Origin of the sequence: Caballeronia sp. AZ10_KS36 (assembly GCF_023631105.1) — a bacterium.
In the GTDB taxonomy this organism is placed as follows: domain Bacteria; phylum Pseudomonadota; class Gammaproteobacteria; order Burkholderiales; family Burkholderiaceae; genus Caballeronia.
Genome location: NZ_JALQDQ010000016.1, coordinates 190303 through 210295 on the forward strand (window position 1 = coordinate 190303; position 19993 = coordinate 210295).

19 protein-coding genes and 5 tRNA genes are annotated in these 19993 nt (G+C 64.6%); 6 read left to right on the forward strand and 18 right to left on the reverse strand.

Going from position 1 to position 19993, the window contains the following annotated elements; genetic code table 11:
• Window positions 1-120: 120 nt before the first annotated feature.
• The 3 genes from scpB to NCR35_RS09620 all read right to left on the reverse strand — a co-directional run bounded on the left by scpB (window position 121) and on the right by NCR35_RS09620 (window position 3592).
• Window positions 121-1062, reverse strand: coding sequence for an SMC-Scp complex subunit ScpB (gene scpB / locus NCR35_RS09610; RefSeq protein ID WP_250534190.1), 942 nt, complete (start codon window positions 1060-1062; stop codon window positions 121-123).
• A gap of 332 nt (window positions 1063-1394) precedes the next feature.
• Complete coding sequence (locus NCR35_RS09615; protein ID WP_250534191.1) at window positions 1395-2633, reverse strand: pyridoxal phosphate-dependent aminotransferase; 1239 nt, start codon at window positions 2631-2633, stop codon at window positions 1395-1397.
• Between the two features lie 59 nt (window positions 2634-2692).
• On the reverse strand, window positions 2693-3592 hold the full coding sequence (locus NCR35_RS09620; protein ID WP_250534213.1) for a LysR family transcriptional regulator: 900 nt from the start codon (window positions 3590-3592) through the stop codon (window positions 2693-2695).
• A gap of 401 nt (window positions 3593-3993) precedes the next feature.
• Between NCR35_RS09620 and NCR35_RS09625 the strand changes: the two genes are divergently transcribed.
• Together NCR35_RS09625 and NCR35_RS09630 are read left to right on the forward strand one after the other, a co-directional pair.
• Complete coding sequence (locus NCR35_RS09625; protein WP_035969202.1) at window positions 3994-4395, forward strand: transposase; 402 nt, start codon at window positions 3994-3996, stop codon at window positions 4393-4395.
• A gap of 184 nt (window positions 4396-4579) precedes the next feature.
• Entirely contained in the window at window positions 4580-4831 is a 252-nt protein-coding gene (locus NCR35_RS09630) for a hypothetical protein (RefSeq protein ID WP_244846621.1), read from the forward strand.
• Between the two features lie 168 nt (window positions 4832-4999).
• Here NCR35_RS09630 and NCR35_RS09635 read toward each other — a convergent pair whose 3' ends face one another.
• Window positions 5000-5311 carry a hypothetical protein gene (locus NCR35_RS09635; protein WP_244846623.1) on the reverse strand — a complete coding sequence of 104 codons (312 nt, stop codon included), beginning with the start codon at window positions 5309-5311 and terminating at the stop codon, window positions 5000-5002.
• A 484-nt stretch (window positions 5312-5795) separates the two neighbouring features.
• Between NCR35_RS09635 and NCR35_RS09640 the strand changes: the two genes are divergently transcribed.
• Window positions 5796-6308: a YdcF family protein gene (locus NCR35_RS09640; protein ID WP_250534192.1), complete on the forward strand. Its 513-nt coding sequence runs from the start codon at window positions 5796-5798 to the stop codon at window positions 6306-6308.
• A gap of 287 nt (window positions 6309-6595) precedes the next feature.
• Window positions 6596-6844: a hypothetical protein gene (locus NCR35_RS09645; RefSeq protein WP_244846628.1), complete on the forward strand. Its 249-nt coding sequence runs from the start codon at window positions 6596-6598 to the stop codon at window positions 6842-6844.
• Between the two features lie 90 nt (window positions 6845-6934).
• Here the strand turns inward: NCR35_RS09645 and NCR35_RS09650 are convergent, their stop codons facing one another.
• Window positions 6935-7354 carry a gamma-glutamylcyclotransferase family protein gene (locus NCR35_RS09650; RefSeq protein WP_250534193.1) on the reverse strand — a complete coding sequence of 140 codons (420 nt, stop codon included), beginning with the start codon at window positions 7352-7354 and terminating at the stop codon, window positions 6935-6937.
• Window positions 7355-7470: 116 nt separating this feature from the next.
• Here NCR35_RS09650 and NCR35_RS09655 point away from each other — a divergent pair, with 116 nt between their 5' ends.
• Window positions 7471-8313, forward strand: coding sequence for an AraC family transcriptional regulator (locus NCR35_RS09655; protein WP_250534194.1), 843 nt, complete (start codon window positions 7471-7473; stop codon window positions 8311-8313).
• An 18-nt stretch (window positions 8314-8331) separates the two neighbouring features.
• On the opposite strand, the gene NCR35_RS09660 is transcribed toward NCR35_RS09655, so the two are convergent.
• The 7 genes from NCR35_RS09660 to gltX all read right to left on the reverse strand — a co-directional run bounded on the left by NCR35_RS09660 (window position 8332) and on the right by gltX (window position 11257).
• Window positions 8332-8796 carry a GNAT family N-acetyltransferase gene (locus tag NCR35_RS09660; protein ID WP_244846637.1) on the reverse strand — a complete coding sequence of 155 codons (465 nt, stop codon included), beginning with the start codon at window positions 8794-8796 and terminating at the stop codon, window positions 8332-8334.
• A 155-nt stretch (window positions 8797-8951) separates the two neighbouring features.
• Window positions 8952-9028 (reverse strand) — tRNA-Asp (locus tag NCR35_RS09665).
• A 76-nt stretch (window positions 9029-9104) separates the two neighbouring features.
• Window positions 9105-9180, reverse strand: a tRNA-Glu gene (locus NCR35_RS09670).
• 73 nt (window positions 9181-9253) lie between these two features.
• Window positions 9254-9330: transfer RNA gene (locus tag NCR35_RS09675), tRNA-Asp, on the reverse strand.
• A 76-nt stretch (window positions 9331-9406) separates the two neighbouring features.
• Window positions 9407-9482, reverse strand: a tRNA-Glu gene (locus tag NCR35_RS09680).
• A gap of 154 nt (window positions 9483-9636) precedes the next feature.
• A tRNA-Ala gene (locus tag NCR35_RS09685) sits at window positions 9637-9712 on the reverse strand.
• A gap of 138 nt (window positions 9713-9850) precedes the next feature.
• Window positions 9851-11257, reverse strand: a complete 1407-nt coding sequence (gene gltX, locus NCR35_RS09690) for a glutamate--tRNA ligase (RefSeq protein ID WP_250534195.1) — start codon at window positions 11255-11257, stop codon at window positions 9851-9853.
• Window positions 11258-11560: 303 nt separating this feature from the next.
• Between gltX and NCR35_RS09695 the strand changes: the two genes are divergently transcribed.
• The gene (locus tag NCR35_RS09695) at window positions 11561-12499 is read left to right on the forward strand and encodes a patatin-like phospholipase family protein (RefSeq protein ID WP_250534196.1); all 939 of its coding nucleotides are present in this window, start codon (window positions 11561-11563) and stop codon (window positions 12497-12499) included.
• A gap of 45 nt (window positions 12500-12544) precedes the next feature.
• Here the strand turns inward: NCR35_RS09695 and NCR35_RS09700 are convergent, their stop codons facing one another.
• The 6 genes from NCR35_RS09700 to hscA form a co-directional block, all read right to left on the reverse strand.
• Complete coding sequence (locus NCR35_RS09700; RefSeq protein WP_502801665.1) at window positions 12545-13798, reverse strand: c-type cytochrome; 1254 nt, start codon at window positions 13796-13798, stop codon at window positions 12545-12547.
• Window positions 13795-14367 (reverse strand): (2Fe-2S)-binding protein, encoded by a 573-nt coding sequence (locus tag NCR35_RS09705; protein WP_250534197.1) that lies wholly within the window; start codon window positions 14365-14367, stop codon window positions 13795-13797. Before NCR35_RS09705 ends, NCR35_RS09700 begins: the two co-directional genes overlap by 4 nt.
• Window positions 14364-17171, reverse strand: a complete 2808-nt coding sequence (locus NCR35_RS09710; protein WP_250534198.1) for a xanthine dehydrogenase family protein molybdopterin-binding subunit — start codon at window positions 17169-17171, stop codon at window positions 14364-14366. The genes NCR35_RS09705 and NCR35_RS09710 overlap by 4 nt, the downstream gene beginning before the upstream one ends.
• A 312-nt stretch (window positions 17172-17483) precedes the next feature.
• Complete coding sequence (iscX, locus tag NCR35_RS09715) at window positions 17484-17681, reverse strand: Fe-S cluster assembly protein IscX (RefSeq protein WP_175940519.1); 198 nt, start codon at window positions 17679-17681, stop codon at window positions 17484-17486.
• A 14-nt stretch (window positions 17682-17695) separates the two neighbouring features.
• On the reverse strand, window positions 17696-18037 hold the full coding sequence (gene fdx / locus NCR35_RS09720; protein ID WP_206466551.1) for an ISC system 2Fe-2S type ferredoxin: 342 nt from the start codon (window positions 18035-18037) through the stop codon (window positions 17696-17698).
• Between the two features lie 25 nt (window positions 18038-18062).
• A complete protein-coding gene (hscA, locus tag NCR35_RS09725; RefSeq protein ID WP_250534199.1) occupies window positions 18063-19928 on the reverse strand; it encodes a Fe-S protein assembly chaperone HscA in 1866 nt (621 codons plus the stop codon).
• Window positions 19929-19993 lie beyond the last annotated feature (65 nt).

Below are 19993 nucleotides of genomic sequence, written 5' to 3' on the forward strand. Positions count from 1 at the left end.
CAAATGTCGAATTGCGCACCCTGGCGGGCGCGTCAAAAATTTCCGCTGACCGGTCCGGCTCGTCGTCTTCGACGTGATGTTTTATCGAGAGCCGGTTGAGTCAGGGGCCATGCAATTGCGTCAGGCGCGGCGCGCCTTCGGTTCTTCGTCGGAGTCGCCGTCGTTCAGGTCGGCGTCGTTCCGCTCGACGCCGCTCGATGGGCGGGCGTCGGTCGCATCGTGTTCTCGATGTGTGCCAGCGTCGCCTGCGTCGGCCAACGCAGGCGCTTCTTCTGAATCGGACGCATCGGTCGCGGGCATCAGGTGGACCTCGGTCAACACGGGCCCGTCCGTCTCTTCGCCCGCACGAAGCGTTCCGGCCTCGGATGCTTCGTTCGGCGAAGCGTCCGGCGTGTCGGTGACGTCAGGCATCGCGGCCTGGGGCACACGCTCCGGATGCGCGACAGCCGTCGTGTCGTCCACCGCGTTTTCGCCAGCAGACGCCTGCGCCGCCGCGCCGTCCGGAAAATCGATCGAATGCTGCGCGAGCAGCGACGCCTCCAACTGCGCCGACGGATTGTCCAGCGCCGGCAGTTCGTCGAGCGCGGTCAGGCCGAGGTCGTCGAGGAACTGCTTGGTCGTGGCGTACAGCGCGGGCCGGCCGGGCACGTCGCGATGTCCGATGACCTCGATCCACCCGCGATCTTCCAGTTGCTTCACCACCTGCGTGTTCACCGTCACGCCGCGAATCTCTTCGATATCGCCGCGCGTGACCGGCTGCCGATAAGCAATAATGGCGAGCGTTTCGAGCACCGCCCGCGAATATTTCGGTGGCTTCTCGGGATTGAGCCGGTCGAGATAAGTCCGCATGGCGGGCTTGCTCTGAAAGCGCCATCCCGACGCAAGCGCCACCAGCTCGACGCCGCGCCCCGACCAATCAGCCTGTAGTCCTTCGAGCAGCGTGCGCACCGTATCGGCCGAAATGTCCTCGGCGAAGAGCTTGCGCAATTCACTCACCCGCAGCGGTTCCTGCGCGCAGATCAAAGCAGTCTCGAGGACGATTTTCGCCTCTTGGGTATTCATGCAGCTTCGGTCAACCCTTAATGGTCAATGATCCGGTTCAAAACGAGCCTGAGCGAGTTCGAACGTCACCGAAGCGGTGCGCGCGATAAAGCTGGACGCGGAGTTTCAAGACGCGCTCGCCCGATTGTAATCGGTCATATTGATTGGGAGCACGCACCGGGGAGAGGCGACAATGGGCGATCGGTGAGCGAATCGCCGGGCCATCCCAGCCGGACGAGGTGGCGCTTTCCTAGGCAAAAGCGCGTGACTGAGCGCCATATTACGCAAAAAGAACCGGGGCGTAAAGGTGATCGATTACGCCCGGCTCGACTCACTTCGCACTCACTCAGCCTTTACTTCGCGCCTCGGTCCGACAAGAAGCGCCGCAGGCGTTCGACGCCCACGTCGAGCCGCGCCGGGTCGCAGGCGTAGCACCAGCGCACGAAGCCTTCGCCTTCCGCGCCGAATGCGCTGCCCGGCGCGAGCCCCAGCCCCGCCTCTTTCACCAGCGCCTTGCACAGTTCGAGGCTGCGCTCCGCACCCGGCAACGAGAAGAACAGGTACATCGCGCCGTCGGGGGCGCGCACGTCGACGCCTTCAATACTCTGCAGCGCGGTCACCAGATGATCGCGGCTCGCGCGCAGGTCCGCGACGAGCGACTGCGCGAACGACTCGCCCTGTTCCACGGCGACGATGCCCGCCTGCTGCACGAACGACGGCGCGCACGACGTGTTGTATTCGACGAGCTTGCCGAGATCGTCCATCAGGCGCGCGGGCGCGACCAGCCAGCCGAGCCGCCAGCCGGTCATGAGCCACGCCTTCGAGAACGAATTGACCGCGATCACGCGCTCGTCGCGATCCGCGAGATCGAGGAAAGACGGCGCGACGTTCGCGCCCGGACCGTAATACAGGCGCTCGTAGACCTCGTCCGCCACGATCCAGATGCCGTGGCGTCGGCAATGGTCGAGCACGATGCGCTGCTCGTCGCGCGTCATCGTCCAGCCGGTTGGATTGTTCGGCGAGTTGATCATCAGCATGCGCGTGGACGGCGTGAGCGCGGCGAGCAGCCGGTCGAGGTCGAGCGTCCATCCCCGCTCGCCGTAGGTCAGCGAGACCGTTTCGACCGTCGCGCCGAGAATCTTCGGAATCTCGACGAGATTCGGCCAGAGCGGCGTCACCGCGACCACCCGGTCGCCCGCGCCCGCGACGAGTTGCGCGGCGAGCATCAGCGCGTTCACGCCCGCGCTCGTCACCGCGATGTGATCGGCGGGCGTCGCGCCGTGCAGCGCGCTGACGTAGCGGCCGAGCGCCTCGCGTAGCGGCGCGATGCCGAGATTGTGCGTGTAGAACGTCGCGCCGTCGGCGAGCGCGCGGCTCGCCGCATCGCGGATGAATTCGGGCGTGACCCGGTCCGATTCGCCGAACCAGAACGGCAGTACGTCCGGCACGCCGAATCCGGCGTTCGCGACTTCGCGAATCTGCGAGGGACGCAACGCCCGCACGGCGTCGCGCGCGTTCGGCGCGCCGCCCGTGTGCGTCTGCGCCGTCAAGCCGCTCAGTTCAGCGATTACCGCGCCTTCCGATTCACTCATCGCCCGCTCCGTCGAAAAGGAAGAAGTCTAACGCGAGGGCGTTGAAAAGCGCGCGGCCTTCAGAGTTCTTCGGCGCGTCGCGGTAGCCCCGCGATCAGCGACCACACCGACTGCGCCGCCGGCGACAGCGAGCGATCGCGCCGCCGCACCAGTTCCACCGTGCGTTCGGCGCGCGGTTCCAGCGGCAGCGCGACGAGCGACGAATCCGCCGGCAACGGCAGCGCGAGCCACGGCAGCACGCTCACGCCGACGCCCGCTTCCACCAGCCCGAACACGGTCGCCGAATGACCGAGCTCCTGCACCACCTGCGCTTCGACACCATGCTGCTGCATGACGGCATCGATGATCGGCCGGCTGCCCGATGCGTAGTCCAGCATGACGAGCCGCTCGCCCGCGAGCGCCTCCCAGGGCGCGGCGCGTTCGTGCGCGAGAGGATGATCGCGCCGCGCGACGAGGCAGAACGAATCGGTCATCACGGCCTCGCCGTGCAGATCGTCGGCGGAGAATGGGCCGATCACGACGCCGAAATCCACTTCGCCCGACTTCACCTTGCGCAGCACGTCCGACTGAACGTCGTCCCGCAGGCTGAGCGTGACGAGCGGAAACTGCCGCGAGCAGGATGCGATCACGCGCGGCATCAAGCGGCACGCGATCGTCGGGCTCGCCGCGACGATCACCCGGCCGCGACGCTGCTGCCCCAGATCGCGCGCTTCACGCAGGGCTTCGTCCAGATCGGCGAGCAGGCGCGACACGGTGCCGACGAGATCCACGCCGACATCGGTCAGCTGCACTTCGCGCGTCGTCCGGTCGATCAGCTTCAGTCCGATTTCGCTTTCCAGCTCGCGCACGGAGCGGCTCACCGCTGACTGCGTGAGGCCGATCTCGGCGCCGGCGCGGCTGAAGCTACGCAGCCGCGACACTTCGATAAAGACGCGCAGTTGGCGCAACGTGACGTTCAGGGAGGCGTTCATTCCGGCGATTCATGAAAAGCATGGTCTCATGCGGAATTATAGTCGCTCGCGACCGTTTCGCTGCGGTGCAGCAAACCGCCCGAAACGCACGCCCGAAGGGCTTCCTGCACAGGATTGGTGATTGTCCCGATTTCTTAATCAATCGGATTCGGGTCTGATACGGGCCATGCTGGCATCGCGTCAGCCTACTGCCATGCGGGTTTCCCGGATTTCGCGACGTGCATGGCATGGTTCTCGCATTTCATTGCGCACAGAGGTCGAAGCACAGCGGACGTATCGGAAACTGGTTTGCCGCAGCCGCTTCGGCCTTCCCTGGATTCGTTCATCGGATTCGACCAGAGTGCGCGGCGCGGGGCAGCGCACCGGGGTTAGCTTCGCTGAGGTGAGATATGGTGCTGTTCGACGATTTGAGAGATAACGAGTGGGCGCTGGTTGAGGCGTTGTTCTGTTCCGAGCCCGCGCGCAGCGAGCGGCGCGGCCGGCCGCGCGTCGAAGCGCGATCGGTTGTCAACGCCGTGTTGTGGGTGTTGTCGACGGGCGAAGGCTGGTCGAAGCTGCCGGGCCGTTATCCCTCGCCTCCGACCTGCCGCCGGCGCTTCGACGAATGGCAAGCCGACGGAACGCTTGCCGAAATCGTGAAGCGTCTGTCGAGCAACGGCCGCGAGGTGTCGCTGCGCGGGCGTATCGGTTCGAGCGCGGTGAAGCCGCCCGCTCCTCCGAGCCGCGATCGTCTGCGCGGCGCGTTCTGGACCAATCCCGAATCGTGGCGCGCGCCGGCCAAGATGGCCTAAGCGCTCTGCACTACACGTCGAAGCCGGTTCTGCCGGCTTCGATCGTTTTCGGGCGTTGCTTTGCCGATCTCGCGCCGTTTGTTGCGCGATACAACTCTTTACGATTGCTTACAGCGCCGCGACGAATCGAGGCTTAGCGTGACGAGTGACCCAACAGGTCCGATCAGGGCTTCAGGACACTCTCATGAAGGTTTCGACACTGCTCGTGCGTGGCGTCTTGGCGGGGCTCGCCGACGTGGCGTTCGTTGCTCACGCGCAGCCGCCTGCATCCGATCTGCACCTTTCGGCGAAAACGGCGGCGCCCGCGTCGCCTGACGCCGCGCGCGCTCGCGCCGCCACGCCGCCTGCGCCGCGCGGCGATTTACGGGGGGACATTGCGAGCAACGTACGCGCTCGGCCGGACAACGACCGCGACGAGCGCTCGCCGCATCACTGAACCTTCGGGCGACGAGTCTCGATTCGCGCGGAACCCGGCGAGTCTGCCGCAGTCACACCCAATGCCATGAGCACAGCATGGCAACAGTGGAATCCGGTCTGCCCGTGTCCTCGGACACGGGCTTTTTTTCGACCGGACTTCGCACGCTCTCGCGCTAGGCGCGTCGCCTCAAAATCTGACTTCGAGCACCGCTTCGTGGCCACCGAAAATGTACGGTTCGGTGCGCCGCAAATCCCAGTCGATTGAACGCTCATCGCGCGAGAGCCGCGTGAATTCCTGTTTCCCGCGCTCGGTGACGACGGCGATGTCCACGGGCGCATGAAATCCCGGCGCCGGCGCGACGGTGCGTTGCCGCGCGAGCTCGAGCAGCCCGAGGGCGCGAAGGTGGTCGAAACCCTTGGGGCGTTTCGCCCACGGAACTTGACGATACTGCGCCCGGCGAAGTGCTTCGAGTACCGCTTCGTTGGAATACGTGGTCATCTCGTTTTTTCTTCCTGTGCAGCCATGACGACGCTCGTGACGGTCGCAAGACGGTCCGCGACGTCGACTAAACGCGGCGCGCCGAATCTCACGCGAGCGAACGATTTAAGCGTTCGCTGCCTGAATGTTTGGCCGCCGCTTGCGCTAGGTGCTGCTTTCTATTAAAAGCCCCCGTTGAGAGCGCGCTGATCACGCGCTTTCCTGCGACAACCGCCGATGCGCTCTGACCACGCGATGACGGAGCAAATTGCCCTGAAACCAATACGTTACTCCAATTAAATTGGTTCTATTTACTTTATTGCTGCTTTTTTTTGCACTGTTTGCGTTTTGCAAGCGCCTTCGTGCGGCGATTGTCATCCTCGCCCTTCTCCTGGCCTGGGGCCTCGGCAGCGGTTGGCTGACAAGGCCGCTCCTGCGGATCGCGCAGCACGGCTACGCAGAGACCCTACCGCCCTCGTTCGCGCCGAGAACCACCATCGTCCTGATGGGCGGGGGCACGGACCGGCGTCACGGCCAACTGGTCCCGAAAAGCGATTCGATGCCGCGCATCGCCGCGGCCGCGCGGGTGTATCGGCAATGCCGGGCCACCGGCGCTTCATGCCGCGTGATTTTGAGCGGCGGCGATCCCCAGCATCACGGACAGGCCGAAGCCGACAACTACGCGCCGTATGTCGTGGCGCAGGGCGTCGCACCGGCCGACCTGACGCGCGAGAACAAAAGCCTTAACACGTACCAGAACGCGCAGAACGTAGCCGCTATCTTAGGCAACGCTCATGACACTGCCTTGATCGTCATCACATCCGCGTATCACATGCGACGTTCAGTCCTGGCGTTCAAAGCGTTCGGCTACGAGCCGCAGCCCTATGTTTCGGACGTGCGTGAGAATCGGCTGACGGTGTTGCCGCGATACAGAAGCCTGGAGAACAGCGAACTCGCGCTGCATGAACTAGTCGGACTCGCGCGTTTTCACGTCTGGCGCTGGCTGCATCTGTACTGAGGCACCGAATCGGCGTATATCAAAATAATCAGGACTAGAAAGTAAGTGTGCGCGCCGGTATCATTCCGCTCCGGCTGGCATGGCCGGGCCGGTATCGTCGTCCGACACACCGCTGACCTGATCTCGGCCTATGATGGACGCAGTCAGGCGTGGGCTCGATCCCGTAGGCATCCCGTCACGGATGCGCGCCAACGCCAGGCGTGGAGCGAATTTTGCTCTGATGTATCTGTCTTTCCAACCGGATCGGACAGGCGATTCCCGGGTTCAACTGCTACTAGGAGGTAACAATGAAGAAAGTGTCCCTGGCTGTTCTGTTGTCCCTGAGCGCGGTCGCATCGGCCTACGCGCAGAGCGAACAAGGCGTGACGATGAGCACCGATCCCGCACGGATCGCGGACATCGAATCGCGCGCTCAGAATCTGCAATCGCAGCAATCCAGCATGCAAAACATGCAGATGGATCAATCGAGCTCGACGCACAAGTCGGGGCATCACAAGAAGTCGCACGGCAAGTCGATGCACCATTCGGCCGAGTAAGGCACTCGGTCGCCGGCCTGCTTTTCGGCGGGTCGCGCCGCGCCGTCATCGCAGTTCATGATCGCGATGACGGCGAAATGCGTCATGGGCTCAACCGCGCGCTGCGCGATGCGCCACCCAATCGCCGCCCTCGATGCGCGGCAAGCCCTGCACCGCACTCGCCGCTACCGGATAGACGAGGCAATCGACATGCGTAGCCTCGCCGTCCAGTTCGACGTCCACATGCAGCCGGTGCGCACGAAAGAGTCCCTCGACGCCCGGATACACTTCCTCGATCTCGTCCAGCACGGCGACGAGCGCATCGTCGATGCGATAAATATCCCCTTTGACCGGTGTGCCGCTCTCCTCGTCAAGGACGAGGCCGGGATACGAGCCGAAATCGAAAAGTCGTCCACGCACATGCGCCGTGCCTATCCAATGCGGCGCCGCAATTCCGCTGCGCTCAGCCGCGCGATTGATGTCGTTGATTTCGCCCGCGCGCAGCGTGCCGTACACGAAAACATATTGCATCGAAGGAACCGCTCCCCTCGCTAGTCGCCGAGACGCGCATTATCGCCGCCCAAAAAAGCGCGGACGGACTGTAAGATCGGCGAATCCCGGCCAATCAGGCCGCCCGACGAGCCGCCATGCCCACGTTCGCCGATCCACGCCCGCCTTTCGAGCAGGTCGAGCACCTCGACATTCCCGTCGAGCACTCGCCGACGCTCGACCATCCGATCCGCGTGCGCTCGCGCCCGGTGCCTTATGGCGTGCGGATCGCGCTGCATACGCATCCGTGGGCGCAAGTGGCCTACACGTCGCGGGGCGTGCTGCGCGTGGCAACCGCCGATTCGACGTGGATGGTGCCGCCCTCTCGCGCCATCTGGGTGCCGCCGAACGTCACGCACGAAGTGCTGATCGTGGAAGATGCGTTTTTGCGCACGCTGTACGTCGACGCGAGCGTCGTGCCGGCCGGGCTCGGCGCGTGCCGCGTGGTGGAAGTGTCGCCCTTGTTGCGCGAGGTGATCGCGGCGCTGGATGAGGCGTCCATCACGCGTGAGCGCGAGCGCCTGCTCGGCACGCTCGCACTGGACGAGATCATCCGCTCGCAGCCGCTTCCGCTCTCCGTGCCGATGCCGAACGAGAAGCGCCTTCGGGCGCTCTGCGACGCCGTGCTCGCGGACCCTTCGCACTCCGATCTCGAACGCTGGTCGTCGGAAGCCGGCGCGAGCACGCGCACCATCGCACGCCTGTTCAGACGCGAACTCGGCGTCAGCTTTTCGCAGTGGCGGCAGCAGGCGGTGCTGGCACGCGCCATTCCTTTGCTGAGCCAGGGCCGGCCGCTTTCACAGGTCGCGCGTGAGTTGGGGTATCAGAGCCAGAGCGCATTTTCGGCGATGTTTCGCCGTGCCTTCGGCGAGAGTCCGCGCGCGTTCTTCGCCCGCGACGCCAGCGACGAGCGCGATCAGAACGACACGCACGACGTCTGATGCCGCCCCTGCGTCGGCTCAGACTCGCCGGACCATATGTCGAATGGCGCCGAGTTGGGCCAGCCTGGGTCCGGCCGGACGATATCCGAGCCGCATATAAAGGCGCGCCGCCGGGTTGTCGACGAAAACGCGCAGCTGGCATTCCGCCAGCCCGCGGGCCCGCGCCCAGCGATGCGCCGTGTTCAGCAGAAACGTGCCCGCGCCGCGTCCCCGGTAGCCCGGCGCAATCTGCACGTCGCGAATATGCAGGGAGTTGTTTTCTTCGGTCACGCGCATGACGCCGACCGGGACGCCGTCCGCCTGCAGGATGAAGTTCTCCGACTCGCGCCAGCTGGAAAGAAACAGGTCGCCGCGCCAGACAAGATTGTGACGCCGGTAATAACCGACCATGTTGTCGTGCGTGAGGGCCTCGGCGAAGGCGAAGTCGGCCATCGTCGCCTGGCGGAGTTGGTAGAGCGAGAGGTCTTCGGTCGGGTCGAGCATCGCACGCATGCAGGCACGGGACAGTGCCTCCACACTAAGACAGCGCGCGCCTGCTGGCAATGGAAAATGCGATTCCGGCGAGAAGACCGAATCGGGCGAAGCGAAAAACGGGCAAAAAAAATCCAGCCCGAAGGCTGGATTTTTTCACAACAAGCTGGCGGAGCGGACGGGACTCGAACCCGCGACCCCCGGCGTGACAGGCCGGTATTCTAACCAACTGAACTACCGCTCCAACTTTTTTTCATCGTTTTTCGAAGACCAGTCTTCGAAAAATATGCAGCGCTTGGTACTAGCAGCCGCCGATGTTCTGGCGTCCCCTAGGGGATTCGAACCCCTGTACTCACCGTGAAAGGGTGATGTCCTAGGCCTCTAGACGAAGGGGACAGCAAACTTCCTGCAATCCTGCGGCGAAAAAAAACCGGCTGATCAGCCGGAGTATTTCCTGCTCGCAAAACGTTGGCGGAGCGGACGGGGCTCGAACCCGCGACCCCCGGCGTGACAGGCCGGTATTCTAACCAACTGAACTACCGCTCCAGCTCTTTCCTTGCTCCACGAGGCTCTAGTCACCTCATGAAACCGACAGCGCATTTTCTAGCAGCCGCCTGAAATCTGGCGTCCCCTAGGGGATTCGAACCCCTGTACTCACCGTGAAAGGGTGATGTCCTAGGCCTCTAGACGAAGGGGACAGAAACTTGTGATTCTGTCTTTACCGCTTGCTTCGCTAATTAACTGCTGCAAATCAGCGAAGACCGAGATTCTAAACAACTTCGCGTTACTTGTGAAGTATTTTTTGCGACTTCCGAAACCCGGAGAACAACTCGCAATCACTTCATCTGTTCTTGGTGGAGGTAAGCGGGATCGAACCGCTGACCTCTTGCATGCCATGCAAGCGCTCTCCCAGCTGAGCTATACCCCCTTGCAGAACAGAAACGAGATTCTATAGGCCGTTTTTGAAGTTGTAAATACCTTCTGGTGATAGAACCGACAATTTTTTCACTTATCACTTCGCGAACGCGCGCAAGGGCTTCTTCAGCGTCCTTGCGCGCGTCTGCGCTCAAGCGGCCGCGCGCTCCAGACGACGCAGCACCACATCCCGGCCGAACAGCATCAGCACGATGTCGATGGACGGCGTATGCGTCGTGCCCGCGACGAGCAGGCGCACCGGCATCGCGAGTTGCGGCATCTTGAGCTTGTGCGCGCCGAGCGTCGCCTTCAATGCCGCCGAGATGCCCTCCTTGCTCCACTCGGCTTGCTCGAGCGCCGCGCGCAGGTCCGCGATCGCCGGGCGCACCGCGTCGGTCACATGCTGCGCGAACGCGTCGGCTTCGATCGTGGGCTCGCGATAAAACATCGCGGCATTATCGGCGATGTCCTTCACCGTCGACGCGCGATCCTTCAGCAGCCCGACGACCTGATCGAGCGGCGCGCCGTTGTCGATGGCCGCGGCGTCGATACCGGCTTGCAGCAGGAACGGCCGCGTCAGCCCGGCGAGGCGCGCGTTGTCCGCCTCCTTGATGTAGTGCGCGTTCAACCAGTTGAGCTTGTCGTGGTCGTATTGCGCGGGCGACTTGCCAAGATGCTCCAGGTCGAACCATTCGATGAACTGCTCGCGCGAGAAAATCTCCGCATCGCCGTGCGACCAGCCGAGTCGGGCCAGATAGTTGACCACCGCCTCCGGCAAGTACCCGGCATCGCGGTAACCCATCACCGCCATCGCGCCGTGACGCTTGCTCATCTTTTCGCCCTGCTCGTTCAGCACGGTCGGCAGATGCGCATAGACCGGCGTTTCGCCGCCGAGCGCGCGCAGGATGTTGATCTGGCGCGGCGTGTTGTTCACGTGGTCGTCGCCCCGGATCACATGCGTGATCTTCATGTCGAGATCGTCGACCACCACGCAGAAGTTGTACGTCGGCGTGCCGTCGGGGCGCGCGATCACGAGGTCGTCGAGTTCTTCGTTCGATATCTCGATTCGCCCCTTTACCGCGTCGTCCCATGCGACCACGCCCGTCAGCGGATTGCGGAAGCGCACCACCGGCTTCACACCTTCCGGAATCGTCGGCAGCGTCTTGCCCGGTTCCGGACGCCACGTGCCGTCATAGCGCGGCTTTTCGCCGGCGGCGCGCTGACGCTCGCGCAGCGCGTCGAGCTCTTCCGTCGACATGTAGCAGTGGTACGCCAGGCCCTTCTCCAGCATCTGGCCGACGACCTCGCGATACCGGTCCATCCGCTGCATCTGATAGAACGGGCCTTCGTCGAAATCGAGGCCGAGCCACGCCATGCCTTCGAGAATCGCGTCGACCGACGCCTCTGTCGAACGCTCGACGTCCGTATCCTCGATACGCAGCACGAACGTCCCTTTCATCTTGCGCGCGAACGCCCACGGATAGAGCGCGGAGCGGATGTTGCCGAGATGGATGAAGCCGGTCGGGCTCGGGGCAAAGCGGGTACGGACTTGGGTCATTGCTGTTTTCTCGATGTACTCGAATGTTTGCGCTCGCCCGGCGAAAGAAGCGGCCGAGCGAGAGAGCGAAGAGGCGAATGGGCGGCGCGTGAAAGCGCCGTTGGCTCTTGCACGAAAGCGGTTGCCGGCCGGGATGCACGCACGTCGGACACGCGTCGGGCACCGGCTCGATGACCCGAAATTATACCCGCCGCCCGCCTCGCGCCTGAGCCCGCGCCTTTTGTTTTATGATGTGCGCGCCGTTTCTTAAGCACCCGGAAACGCGCATGCAATCGCACACTCGCCGCATCGCTGGAGTCTCACTTGAATTCATCGTCACGTCTCATTTCCCGCCGCGCATTCTCGCTCGCGGCGGCGTCGTCCATTCTCGCAGCGTGCACGAGCACGGGCGGCGGCGGCCTCGGCGGCAAGAGCGCGCCGGTCGCAACTACGCCGGCGCCGGAGCCGCAACGCGCCGCGCGAATCGGCCTCGCGCTCGGCGGCGGCGCGGCGCGCGGGTTCGCGCATATCGGCGTCATCAAGGCGCTGGAAGCGCGGAACGTGCGCGTCGATCTGGTGGCGGGCACGAGCGCGGGTTCGGTGATCGCCGCGCTGTACGCGTCCGGCATGACCGGCATCGCGATGAACAAGCTCGCGCTGACCATGGACGAAGCCTCCATCAGCGACTGGGCGATGCCCTTTCGCGCGCGCGGCATTCTGCAAGGCGTGGCGTTGCAGAACTTCCTGAACAAGACGCTCGACAACCGGCCGATCGAGAAGATGGCGAAGCCGCTCGGCATCGTCGCCACCGACCTGAAAACCGGCCAGCCGATTCTCTTTCAGCGCGGCAATACCGGCGTGGCCGTGCGGGCGTCGTGCAGCGTGCCGTCCATTTTCGAGCCGGTGAAGATCGGCGACCACGAATATGTCGATGGCGGACTCGTGAGCCCGGTGCCCGCCGCGTTCGCGCACAAGATGGGCGCGGATTTCGTGATCGCGGTCGATATCTCCGCGCGGCCGGAAACGGCGCTCACGCAGAGTTCGTTCGACGTGCTGATGCAGACGTTCACCATCATGGGCCAGTCGATCAAGGCTTACGAGCTGGACAAATACGCGAACGCGGTCATCCGCCCGAATCTGAACGCGATGAGCAGCAGCGACTTCAGCCAGCGCAACGCCGCGATACTTGCAGGCGAAGAGGCGGTGTCGAAGATGTGGCCGACGTTGCAGCGGCAACTGGCCGAGCGCGGCATGCGCGTTTGACAGCATCAAAAAGAAGAAGGCCACGCAATGCGTGGCCTTCGCACATCAGCGCAGCGACTTCACCTTGTCGGCGGTGACATCGCCGGGCTGGCCGCCCCATGTCGCCCGCAGATAGTTGGCCAACTGCGCAATCTGCTCGTCGCTGTAGGTTGCGGCAAAGCCTGGCATCGGCTGCATGCGTTCGACGCCGGCGAACGGCTGCCCTTCGATGCCGTCGAGCATCGACACGATCAGATTACGCGCGTCGCCTTGGCGCAGCGTCGAGTTGTCCTTCATCGCGACGGCGACGTGCGGCTTGCCCTCGCCTTCGCGTCCGTGACAGCCGGCGCACGAATCGAGGTACAGATTGCGGCCGGCTGCGAGTTGCGCCGCGCCGGCCGATTGCGGCTTTACCGGCGCTGGCGGGGGCGGCGCGTCGCCGAGCAGATACGTCGCGAGCGCGCGCGCGTCGTCGCGAGTCAGATGCTGCGTGCTCAGATAGACGACCCGATGCATTTCCCCGAAGGCCGATCCCTGCCGCGCGACGCCCGTCGAGAAGTACGCCTGCAAGTCCGCGCCGGTCCAGCCGCGCGCCGCCAATGCTGCCGGCGTGATATCCGGCGCGGCGATGCGTCCGAGCGCGCCGCCCTGGAGCGTCTTCGCGTCCGCGAGCTGGCCGAACGCGCCGCGCGGCGTGTGGCATTCCGCGCAGTGCCCGAGCGCGTTGGCAACGTAGCGGCCGCGCGTCCAGTCGGCTGATTGTCCCGTGGATGCGTCGGGCAGCGCGTCGTTCAGGAACAGCATGTCCCAGAACCGCACCGCGAAGCGCACGTTGTACGGGAAGCGCAGACTTGCTTCCACGTTCGGCACCGCCGCGGGCTTCTGCGCCATCAGGTAAGCGTAGATGGCGTCGCTGTCCTCGCGCGACATCTGCCGGTACGACGTGTACGGCATCGCGGGATAGAGCTTGCCGTTCGGCGTCTTGCCGTCGTGCAGCGCCGCGTAGAACGCGGCGGACGTCCATTTGCCGATGCCGTACTTCGCATCGGGCGTGATGTTGCTGCCATAGAACGTGCCGAATTGCGACTCCAGCTTTACGCCGCCCGCGAACGGCGCGCCGCCTTCGGCCGTGTGGCAGGCAGCGCAGTCGGCCGCTTGCGCGAGGTAGCGTCCGCGAGCGACGACTTCCGGCGAAGCGGCAGTCTTCTGCGCGACATCGCGTTCGCCATGGCATGCGGACAGCGTGAGCGCGGCAAGTGCAACGGGAAGCACGCGCATGAACGAGCGGCGCACGGTGCGCGTCATGATCGATGTCATCATGCGGCGTCCTTCACGAGTCCGGGCGTGGCAAGCACGAGGTCCTTCACGGCTTGGTAGTAGCGCACATAGCCCGTGCAGCGGCAGATGTGGTCGTTGAGCGCGGCCATGATCGTCGCTTCGATCTGATCCTTTGCGATCGGCTCGCGCTTGAGCCGCTCGATCAGCACCGTCGTCGCGTTGACGAAACCGGGCGTGCAATAGCCGCACTGGAAGCTGAAATGATCGAGAAACTTCTGCTGCACCGGCGAAAGCTCGACCACCTCGCCGTGTTCGTTGCGCTTCGCGTGCCCTTCGATGGTCCGCACCGTCTTGCCGTCGAAGAAGTGCGCGCCGCTGATGCACGTGCGCACTTCCTCGCTCCTGCCGTCCGCGTGATCGACGATCACCACGCACGCGTGGCACACGCCCTGTCCGCAGCCGAGCCGCGAGCCCGTGAGACCGGCGTATTCGTGCAGAAAATCGATCATCGGCAAACCGGACGGCACCGGCATTGGGCCGATCTTGTTGCCGTTGATCGTCATCGAAAGCGAGCGCATGTCGACGCCCGCGGCGGATGGGATGGCCGTCATGCGAGCACCTCCTGAATGTTCTGCGGCGTCACCGGCAGATCGGTGAAGCGATGGCCGATCGCGTGCGCGATCGCGTTGACGATGGCCCCGACCACCGGAATCATCACCACTTCGGCGATGCCCTTCGGCGGATCGGTCTCACTGAGCGGCGGCAGCACGTCGCCGGTCTGATTCCACACGGCGACATCGCTCGCGAGCGGCAGCCGGTAGCGGTTGAAGTTCCACGTGCCGTTGCCGGGGCCGTCTTCGTAAAGCGGCAGATACTCGTGCAGCGCGTGCCCGATGCCCATCGCGAGGCCGCCCTGCAATTGCCCCGAGACGAGCTGCGGCGCGATCGGATTGCCGCATTCGAGAATCGAGTGATGCGACAGCAGCTCCACCTTGCCGCTCGCCTCGTTCACGGCCAGCTCGACGAGCGTGCCTACCGCGCTGTAGTACGTGACCATCGCGTTATTGCGCTGCACGGGCGGAATCGTCACGCGCTTGCGGTCGAGCACGTGATACCCGTTGGCGGTCGTCTTGCCTTTATCGGCCCCACCGCTGCCGAAGCGAACCGACAAGCCGTCGAGCGGAAACTGATCGGCCGTGCCTGCGATATCGAACTGCGCTTCGCTCCACTGCCAGCGGTTGAACGTGTGCACGACCGCGCCGGTCGCGAGCCCGAGTTCGTGCGCCTTCTTCGCGAGGACGTCGAACGGAATCGGCTCCAGACCGTCGGCGGACAGTTTGCCGTCCCTCCAGCGCGCGTCTTCGATTCGCACGACGAACGATGCCGCCTGACCGCCGCCGATGCCTTGCCCCCAAATTGCCATCGCGGCGGGCCAGAGGCCGTGGCGGAACAGCACGCGCGCCGCCTCGCGCGTCGCGTGCGAGAAGTAGTACGCAGAATTCGTCGCGCTCGCCGGCGACATGTACGCGGGCGACCAGCGCGGATTCGCGCTCAGTCTGTCCTGCTCGGCCTGCGACATGAGGTACGGATCGCCGCTCGTGACGACCGGCAGATCCGCCCAGTCGGTGACGGCCATGTGGACCTCGGCGGCGGGCTTGCCGAGCCACTTGGCGACGACGAGCGCCTGCGCCGTCGACGATCCCGTGCCGATCTCCGCGCCCGAGTGCGACAGCGCGATGCGTCCGTCCGCGCTGAACTCGACCTTGGCGAACGCGCTCTCCGCGCCGGTGCCGAAGTCTTTCTGCACGCACGCGAAGCCAACGCCGTAGCGTATGCCCGGATGCGCGGCTTCGTACTCCGCCTTGCGTTGCGCGCGCCCGGTCCACAGCGGATGCGCCTTCGCCTGACGCAGCACGTCTTCCGCGCGCACGGCGCCTGCCGGGATCGCGCCCTGCGTGTTCTTCATGCCGGTGCGCATGACGTTCGCAAGACGCAGGTCGATCGGGTCGGTGCCGAGTTGCGCGGCGATGTCGTCGATCATCATTTCGGTCGCCGCCATGCTTTGCAGCGTGCCGTAGCCGCGCGCCGAGCCGGCATCGACCGCGCGCGAAGCGATCGCCACCGCCGTCAGGTCGCTCTGCGGAATGTAGTAGATGGATTGCGCGGCGGTCGCGCCGACCATCGCCACCGAGGGTGAGAAATTGCAGCGTCCACCGCCGTTCGCGATGAACTCGCCCTTGAATGCCTGAATCTTGCCGGTCTTCCTGTCCACTGCCATGCGATAGCGCATGTCGAACGCGTGGCGCTTGAGCGAGCTTTGGAACTGCTCGAAGCGGTCGAACGCGAGACGCACCGGGCGCCCGTCGCCGTACATCGCCGCGACGAGCCCGTAGAACGGCACGTTGAAGTGATCCTTCGAGCCGTAGCCGACCGTGTAGCACGGATGCAGGAACAAGTTCTTCACCGTGAAGCGCGATTTCGCCGCCATTTCGAGTGCGCTCTGCGCGACTTCGTATGGCCCTTGCGTCGGCACGACCATGTGCAGCGACTGCGTTGCCGCGTCGTACCAGCAGTTCGCGTTGTCGGGTTCGAGCGCGGCGGTATCGACGGACTGCGTCTTGTATTCGCGATCCACGACAAGCCATTCTCCCGGCGGATGATCCAGCGCGTTAGCAATGGCCTGCGCGTGAAACATGCCCTGCTCGTCGAGCTTGCCGTGCTCGTTCGCGTCGGCCCACACGGGCTCGCGCTTTTTCATCATGTGCGGGAAAAGCGGCGAGTCTTTCAGGCTGGAGAACGCGTCGTCGTCGAACGGCGTCTTGCCGCCCACGCGCACGAAGCGAAACGACGCCCACGGATCGCGCTCGATGAAACCGGTCGTCGCGCCATAGCGGACGACGCCTTCGCGGAACTGGAGCTTGTCCTTCGCAAGACGGAAGCGCGCGAAGTCGTGATAGATCAGGATGGCGACCGCCTGACCAAGATACGCGGGCGTCTTGCCAGCGGGCAGCAGCATGTCGTCGCCGTAGAAGGCGGGAAACGCGAGCTTGTCGCGCGCGAGGTCATCCGCCGTCACGACGCGATCGGGCGCGAGACCGCCGTCGAGAATCGAAAGGTCGATGCCTTCGTAGAGACGATCCGCGAGCGTCGTGCGCAGGATCAGCGCATGCGACTGTTCTTGCGGCCAATGCGGCATGTCCTTCGCGCGGATATCGCGTGCGAAGACTTTGTCGCCCGTCACTTTCGCGATGCCGTCGATGCGGAACTTCGTCGCATGCCATTGAACGGGCGTCAGAATGCGCTCTTCGAACAGCGCGGCGAACGCGCGGCTGCCCAATGGCGCGATGAACACGGACACGCCCGCGAGCGCCCCCGCCTTCAGAAAACCGCGACGCGACAGGCCGAGTTTCCCCATGTACTTCTCCTCGAATGAACGCCTTCTGAACGCGCGCAGGCGCTGACGAACGCGCCGCCGCGGCGCGGTCATCGTGATATTCGTTTGCAATGCAAAGGATTTACCCGCGAGCAGCGACGGCGTCCGGACGTTATGGTGACGGCCAGCATCGTTTGCCAGCACGCAGAGGGCGGGATTTTAAGGGGCGGATAGGCGCGCAACAACGCGCGCAGCGTCAAGTTCTGTCAAGATTGGCCGGCGCTTCGCACAAACGAAAAACGGCGGCGCTCTTGCGAGCGCCGCCGTCGTTTGGCAATCAGTGAAGAGGCGGACTCAGTAGTCTGCGTCTTCGATCCACGCCGCCTGAATGGCTTCGAGGATTTTTTCGTTCGATTTCTGCGGGTCGTCGTCGAAACCTTCCAGCTCGGTCACCCAGCGATGCAGGTCCGTGAAACGCACATATTGCGGATCGACATCCTGGTGCGCGTCGGTCAGGGCCATCGCGATCTCCTGAGTATCTGTCCACTTCATGGGCGAGCCTCCTGTCAGTGATTTTCTTTGGCGTGATTGATGGAGTACCGGGGAATCTCGACCACCAGATCGTCCTCGGCGGGCATCATCGCCTGACATGATAACCGCGATGTCGGCTCGAGACCCCAGGCTTTGTCGAGCAGATCGTCTTCGTCCTCGCTGGACGGTTCGAGCGCGTTGAAGCCCTCGCGGATGATGACGTGACAGGTCGTGCACGCGCACGACTTCTCGCACGCGTGCTCGATCTCGATTCCGTGTTCCAGCAGATTGTCGCAGATGCTCTTGCCGACGTCGGCGTCGATCACCGCGCCGTCCGGGCAAAGTTCGACATGAGGCAGCACAACGATTTGAGGCATGGTTTTCCGTGAATGCTTGAGTGGATCAGACGTCGTCGAGCTTGCGGCCCGCGAGCGCGCGGCGAATGCTCTTGTTCATGCGGCGCGCGGCGAATTCGTCGGTGGCGGCGGCGAGCGCCTTCGTCGCCTCGTCGATCTGCTCGACGGACTCGCCTTGCGAGAGCGCCGCCAGTTCGCCGATGAGCGTTTCGATCTGCGCGCGTTCGGCCTCGTCGAGCAATTCGCCGTCGGCGGCGAGCGCGGCCTGCGTCGCTTCGATCAGGCGCTGCGCTTCGACGAGCGCCTCGCGCAGCGCACGGGCGCGCATGTCGGTCTCGGCCGTCTTGAAGCTCTCTTCGAGCATGCGGGCGACGTCGTCATCGGCGAGACCGTACGACGGCTTCACCACCACCGACGCCTCCACGCCCGACGTCTGCTCGCGGGCAAACACCGACAGCAGCCCGTCCGCGTCCACCTGATACGTGACGCGGATGCGCGCCGCGCCCGCCGCCATCGGCGGAATGCCGCGCAACTCGAAACGCGCGAGCGAGCGGCAGTCGGAGACGAGCTCGCGCTCGCCTTGGACGACGTGAATCGCCATCGCCGTCTGGCCGTCCTTGAAGGTCGTGAAGTCCTGCGCGCGCGCCGTCGGAATGGTCGAATTGCGCGGGATGATCTTCTCGGTGAGACCGCCCATCGTTTCGACGCCGAGCGACAGCGGAATCACGTCGAGCAGAAGCCAGTCGTCGCCCTCGCCGCGCCGATTGCCCGCGAGCAGGTCCGCCTGAATCGCCGCGCCCAGCGCGACGACCTGATCCGGATCGAGATTGACGAGCGGCGGCTGGCCGAAGAACGCTTCCACCGCGCGGCGGATCACCGGCATGCGCGTCGCGCCGCCGACCAGCACGACGCCCTTGATATCGGCGGGCGTCACCTTCGCGTCGCGCAGCGCCTTTTTCGTCGGCCCGAGCGTGCGCGCGACGAGCGATTCGGTGAGCGCGGCGAACTGCGCTTCGGTCACGGCCACGTCGATGGTGTCGCCCGAGGACAGGCTCGCCTGCACGCGCGTTTCGCTGGCCGACGAGAGCGCCTCTTTCGCCGTGCGCACGCGATCGAGCAGCAGGCGCACGTCTTCCGGCGTCTTCGGCTGAATGCCGGCTTGCGTCAGCACATGGCGATACAGCGCGTGGTCGAAGTCGTCGCCGCCGAGCGCGGAATCGCCGCCCGCCGCGAGCACTTCGAAGACGCCCTTCGTGAGCTTGAGGATGGACAGATCGAAGGTGCCGCCGCCGAGATCGTAGACGGCGTACAGTCCTTCGGAAGCGTTGTCGAGGCCGTACGCGATGGCCGCGGCCGTCGGCTCGTTGAGCAGGCGCAGCACGTTGAGGCCCGCGAGCTTCGCCGCGTCCTTGGTGGCCTGGCGCTGCGCTTCGTCGAAATAGGCGGGCACCGTGATGACCGCGCCGACGAGATCCTCGCCGAGCGTGTCTTCCGCGCGGTAGCGCAGCGTCGCGAGAATTTCCGCCGACACTTCGACCGGGCTCTTCACGCCGTCGACCGTGCGAATCTGCACCATGCCGGGCGCGTCCACGAAATCGTACGGCGCGTTTTCCGCGCCTTCCACTTCGCTCTTGCCGCGGCCCATGAAGCGCTTCACCGACACGATCGTGTTGCGCGGATCCGTCGCGGCTTCTTCCTTCGCGATACGGCCGATGCGCCGGCCGCCCTTCTCCAGATAGCGCACCACCGACGGCAGCAGCACATGGCCGTCCTCGTCGGGCAACGCTTCGGGCACGCTGTTGCGCACGGCGGCCACGAGCGAGTTCGTGGTGCCGAGATCGATGCCGACCGCCACGCGCCGCTGGTGCGGCGCGGGCGCCATGCCGGGTTCTGAGATTTGCAGTAAAGCCATCGTTGGTCTTGTGGGGTTGTGTGGCGCGCTGGGCCTGTGTTTTCTTGTCGTGCTCGAGTGCGAGT

Coding starts and splice junctions, on each gene's coding strand:
- NCR35_RS09700 (WP_502801665.1), bottom strand. CDS start 13,798: ATGATGACATCGATCATGACGCGCACCGTGCGCCGCTCGTTCATGCGC.
- NCR35_RS09655 (WP_250534194.1), top strand. CDS start 7,471: ATGCCCACGTTCGCCGATCCACGCCCGCCTTTCGAGCAGGTCGAGCAC.
- iscX (WP_175940519.1), bottom strand. CDS start 17,681: ATGAAGTGGACAGATACTCAGGAGATCGCGATGGCCCTGACCGACGCG.
- NCR35_RS09630 (WP_244846621.1), top strand. CDS start 4,580: ATGAAGGTTTCGACACTGCTCGTGCGTGGCGTCTTGGCGGGGCTCGCC.
- gltX (WP_250534195.1), bottom strand. CDS start 11,257: ATGACCCAAGTCCGTACCCGCTTTGCCCCGAGCCCGACCGGCTTCATC.
- hscA (WP_250534199.1), bottom strand. CDS start 19,928: ATGGCTTTACTGCAAATCTCAGAACCCGGCATGGCGCCCGCGCCGCAC.
- NCR35_RS09705 (WP_250534197.1), bottom strand. CDS start 14,367: ATGACGGCCATCCCATCCGCCGCGGGCGTCGACATGCGCTCGCTTTCG.
- fdx (WP_206466551.1), bottom strand. CDS start 18,037: ATGCCTCAAATCGTTGTGCTGCCTCATGTCGAACTTTGCCCGGACGGC.
- NCR35_RS09615 (WP_250534191.1), bottom strand. CDS start 2,633: ATGAGTGAATCGGAAGGCGCGGTAATCGCTGAACTGAGCGGCTTGACG.
- NCR35_RS09645 (WP_244846628.1), top strand. CDS start 6,596: ATGAAGAAAGTGTCCCTGGCTGTTCTGTTGTCCCTGAGCGCGGTCGCA.
- NCR35_RS09640 (WP_250534192.1), top strand. CDS start 5,796: ATGGGCGGGGGCACGGACCGGCGTCACGGCCAACTGGTCCCGAAAAGC.
- NCR35_RS09710 (WP_250534198.1), bottom strand. CDS start 17,171: ATGGGGAAACTCGGCCTGTCGCGTCGCGGTTTTCTGAAGGCGGGGGCG.
- NCR35_RS09660 (WP_244846637.1), bottom strand. CDS start 8,796: ATGCTCGACCCGACCGAAGACCTCTCGCTCTACCAACTCCGCCAGGCG.
- NCR35_RS09625 (WP_035969202.1), top strand. CDS start 3,994: ATGGTGCTGTTCGACGATTTGAGAGATAACGAGTGGGCGCTGGTTGAG.
- NCR35_RS09635 (WP_244846623.1), bottom strand. CDS start 5,311: ATGACCACGTATTCCAACGAAGCGGTACTCGAAGCACTTCGCCGGGCG.
- scpB (WP_250534190.1), bottom strand. CDS start 1,062: ATGAATACCCAAGAGGCGAAAATCGTCCTCGAGACTGCTTTGATCTGC.
- NCR35_RS09650 (WP_250534193.1), bottom strand. CDS start 7,354: ATGCAATATGTTTTCGTGTACGGCACGCTGCGCGCGGGCGAAATCAAC.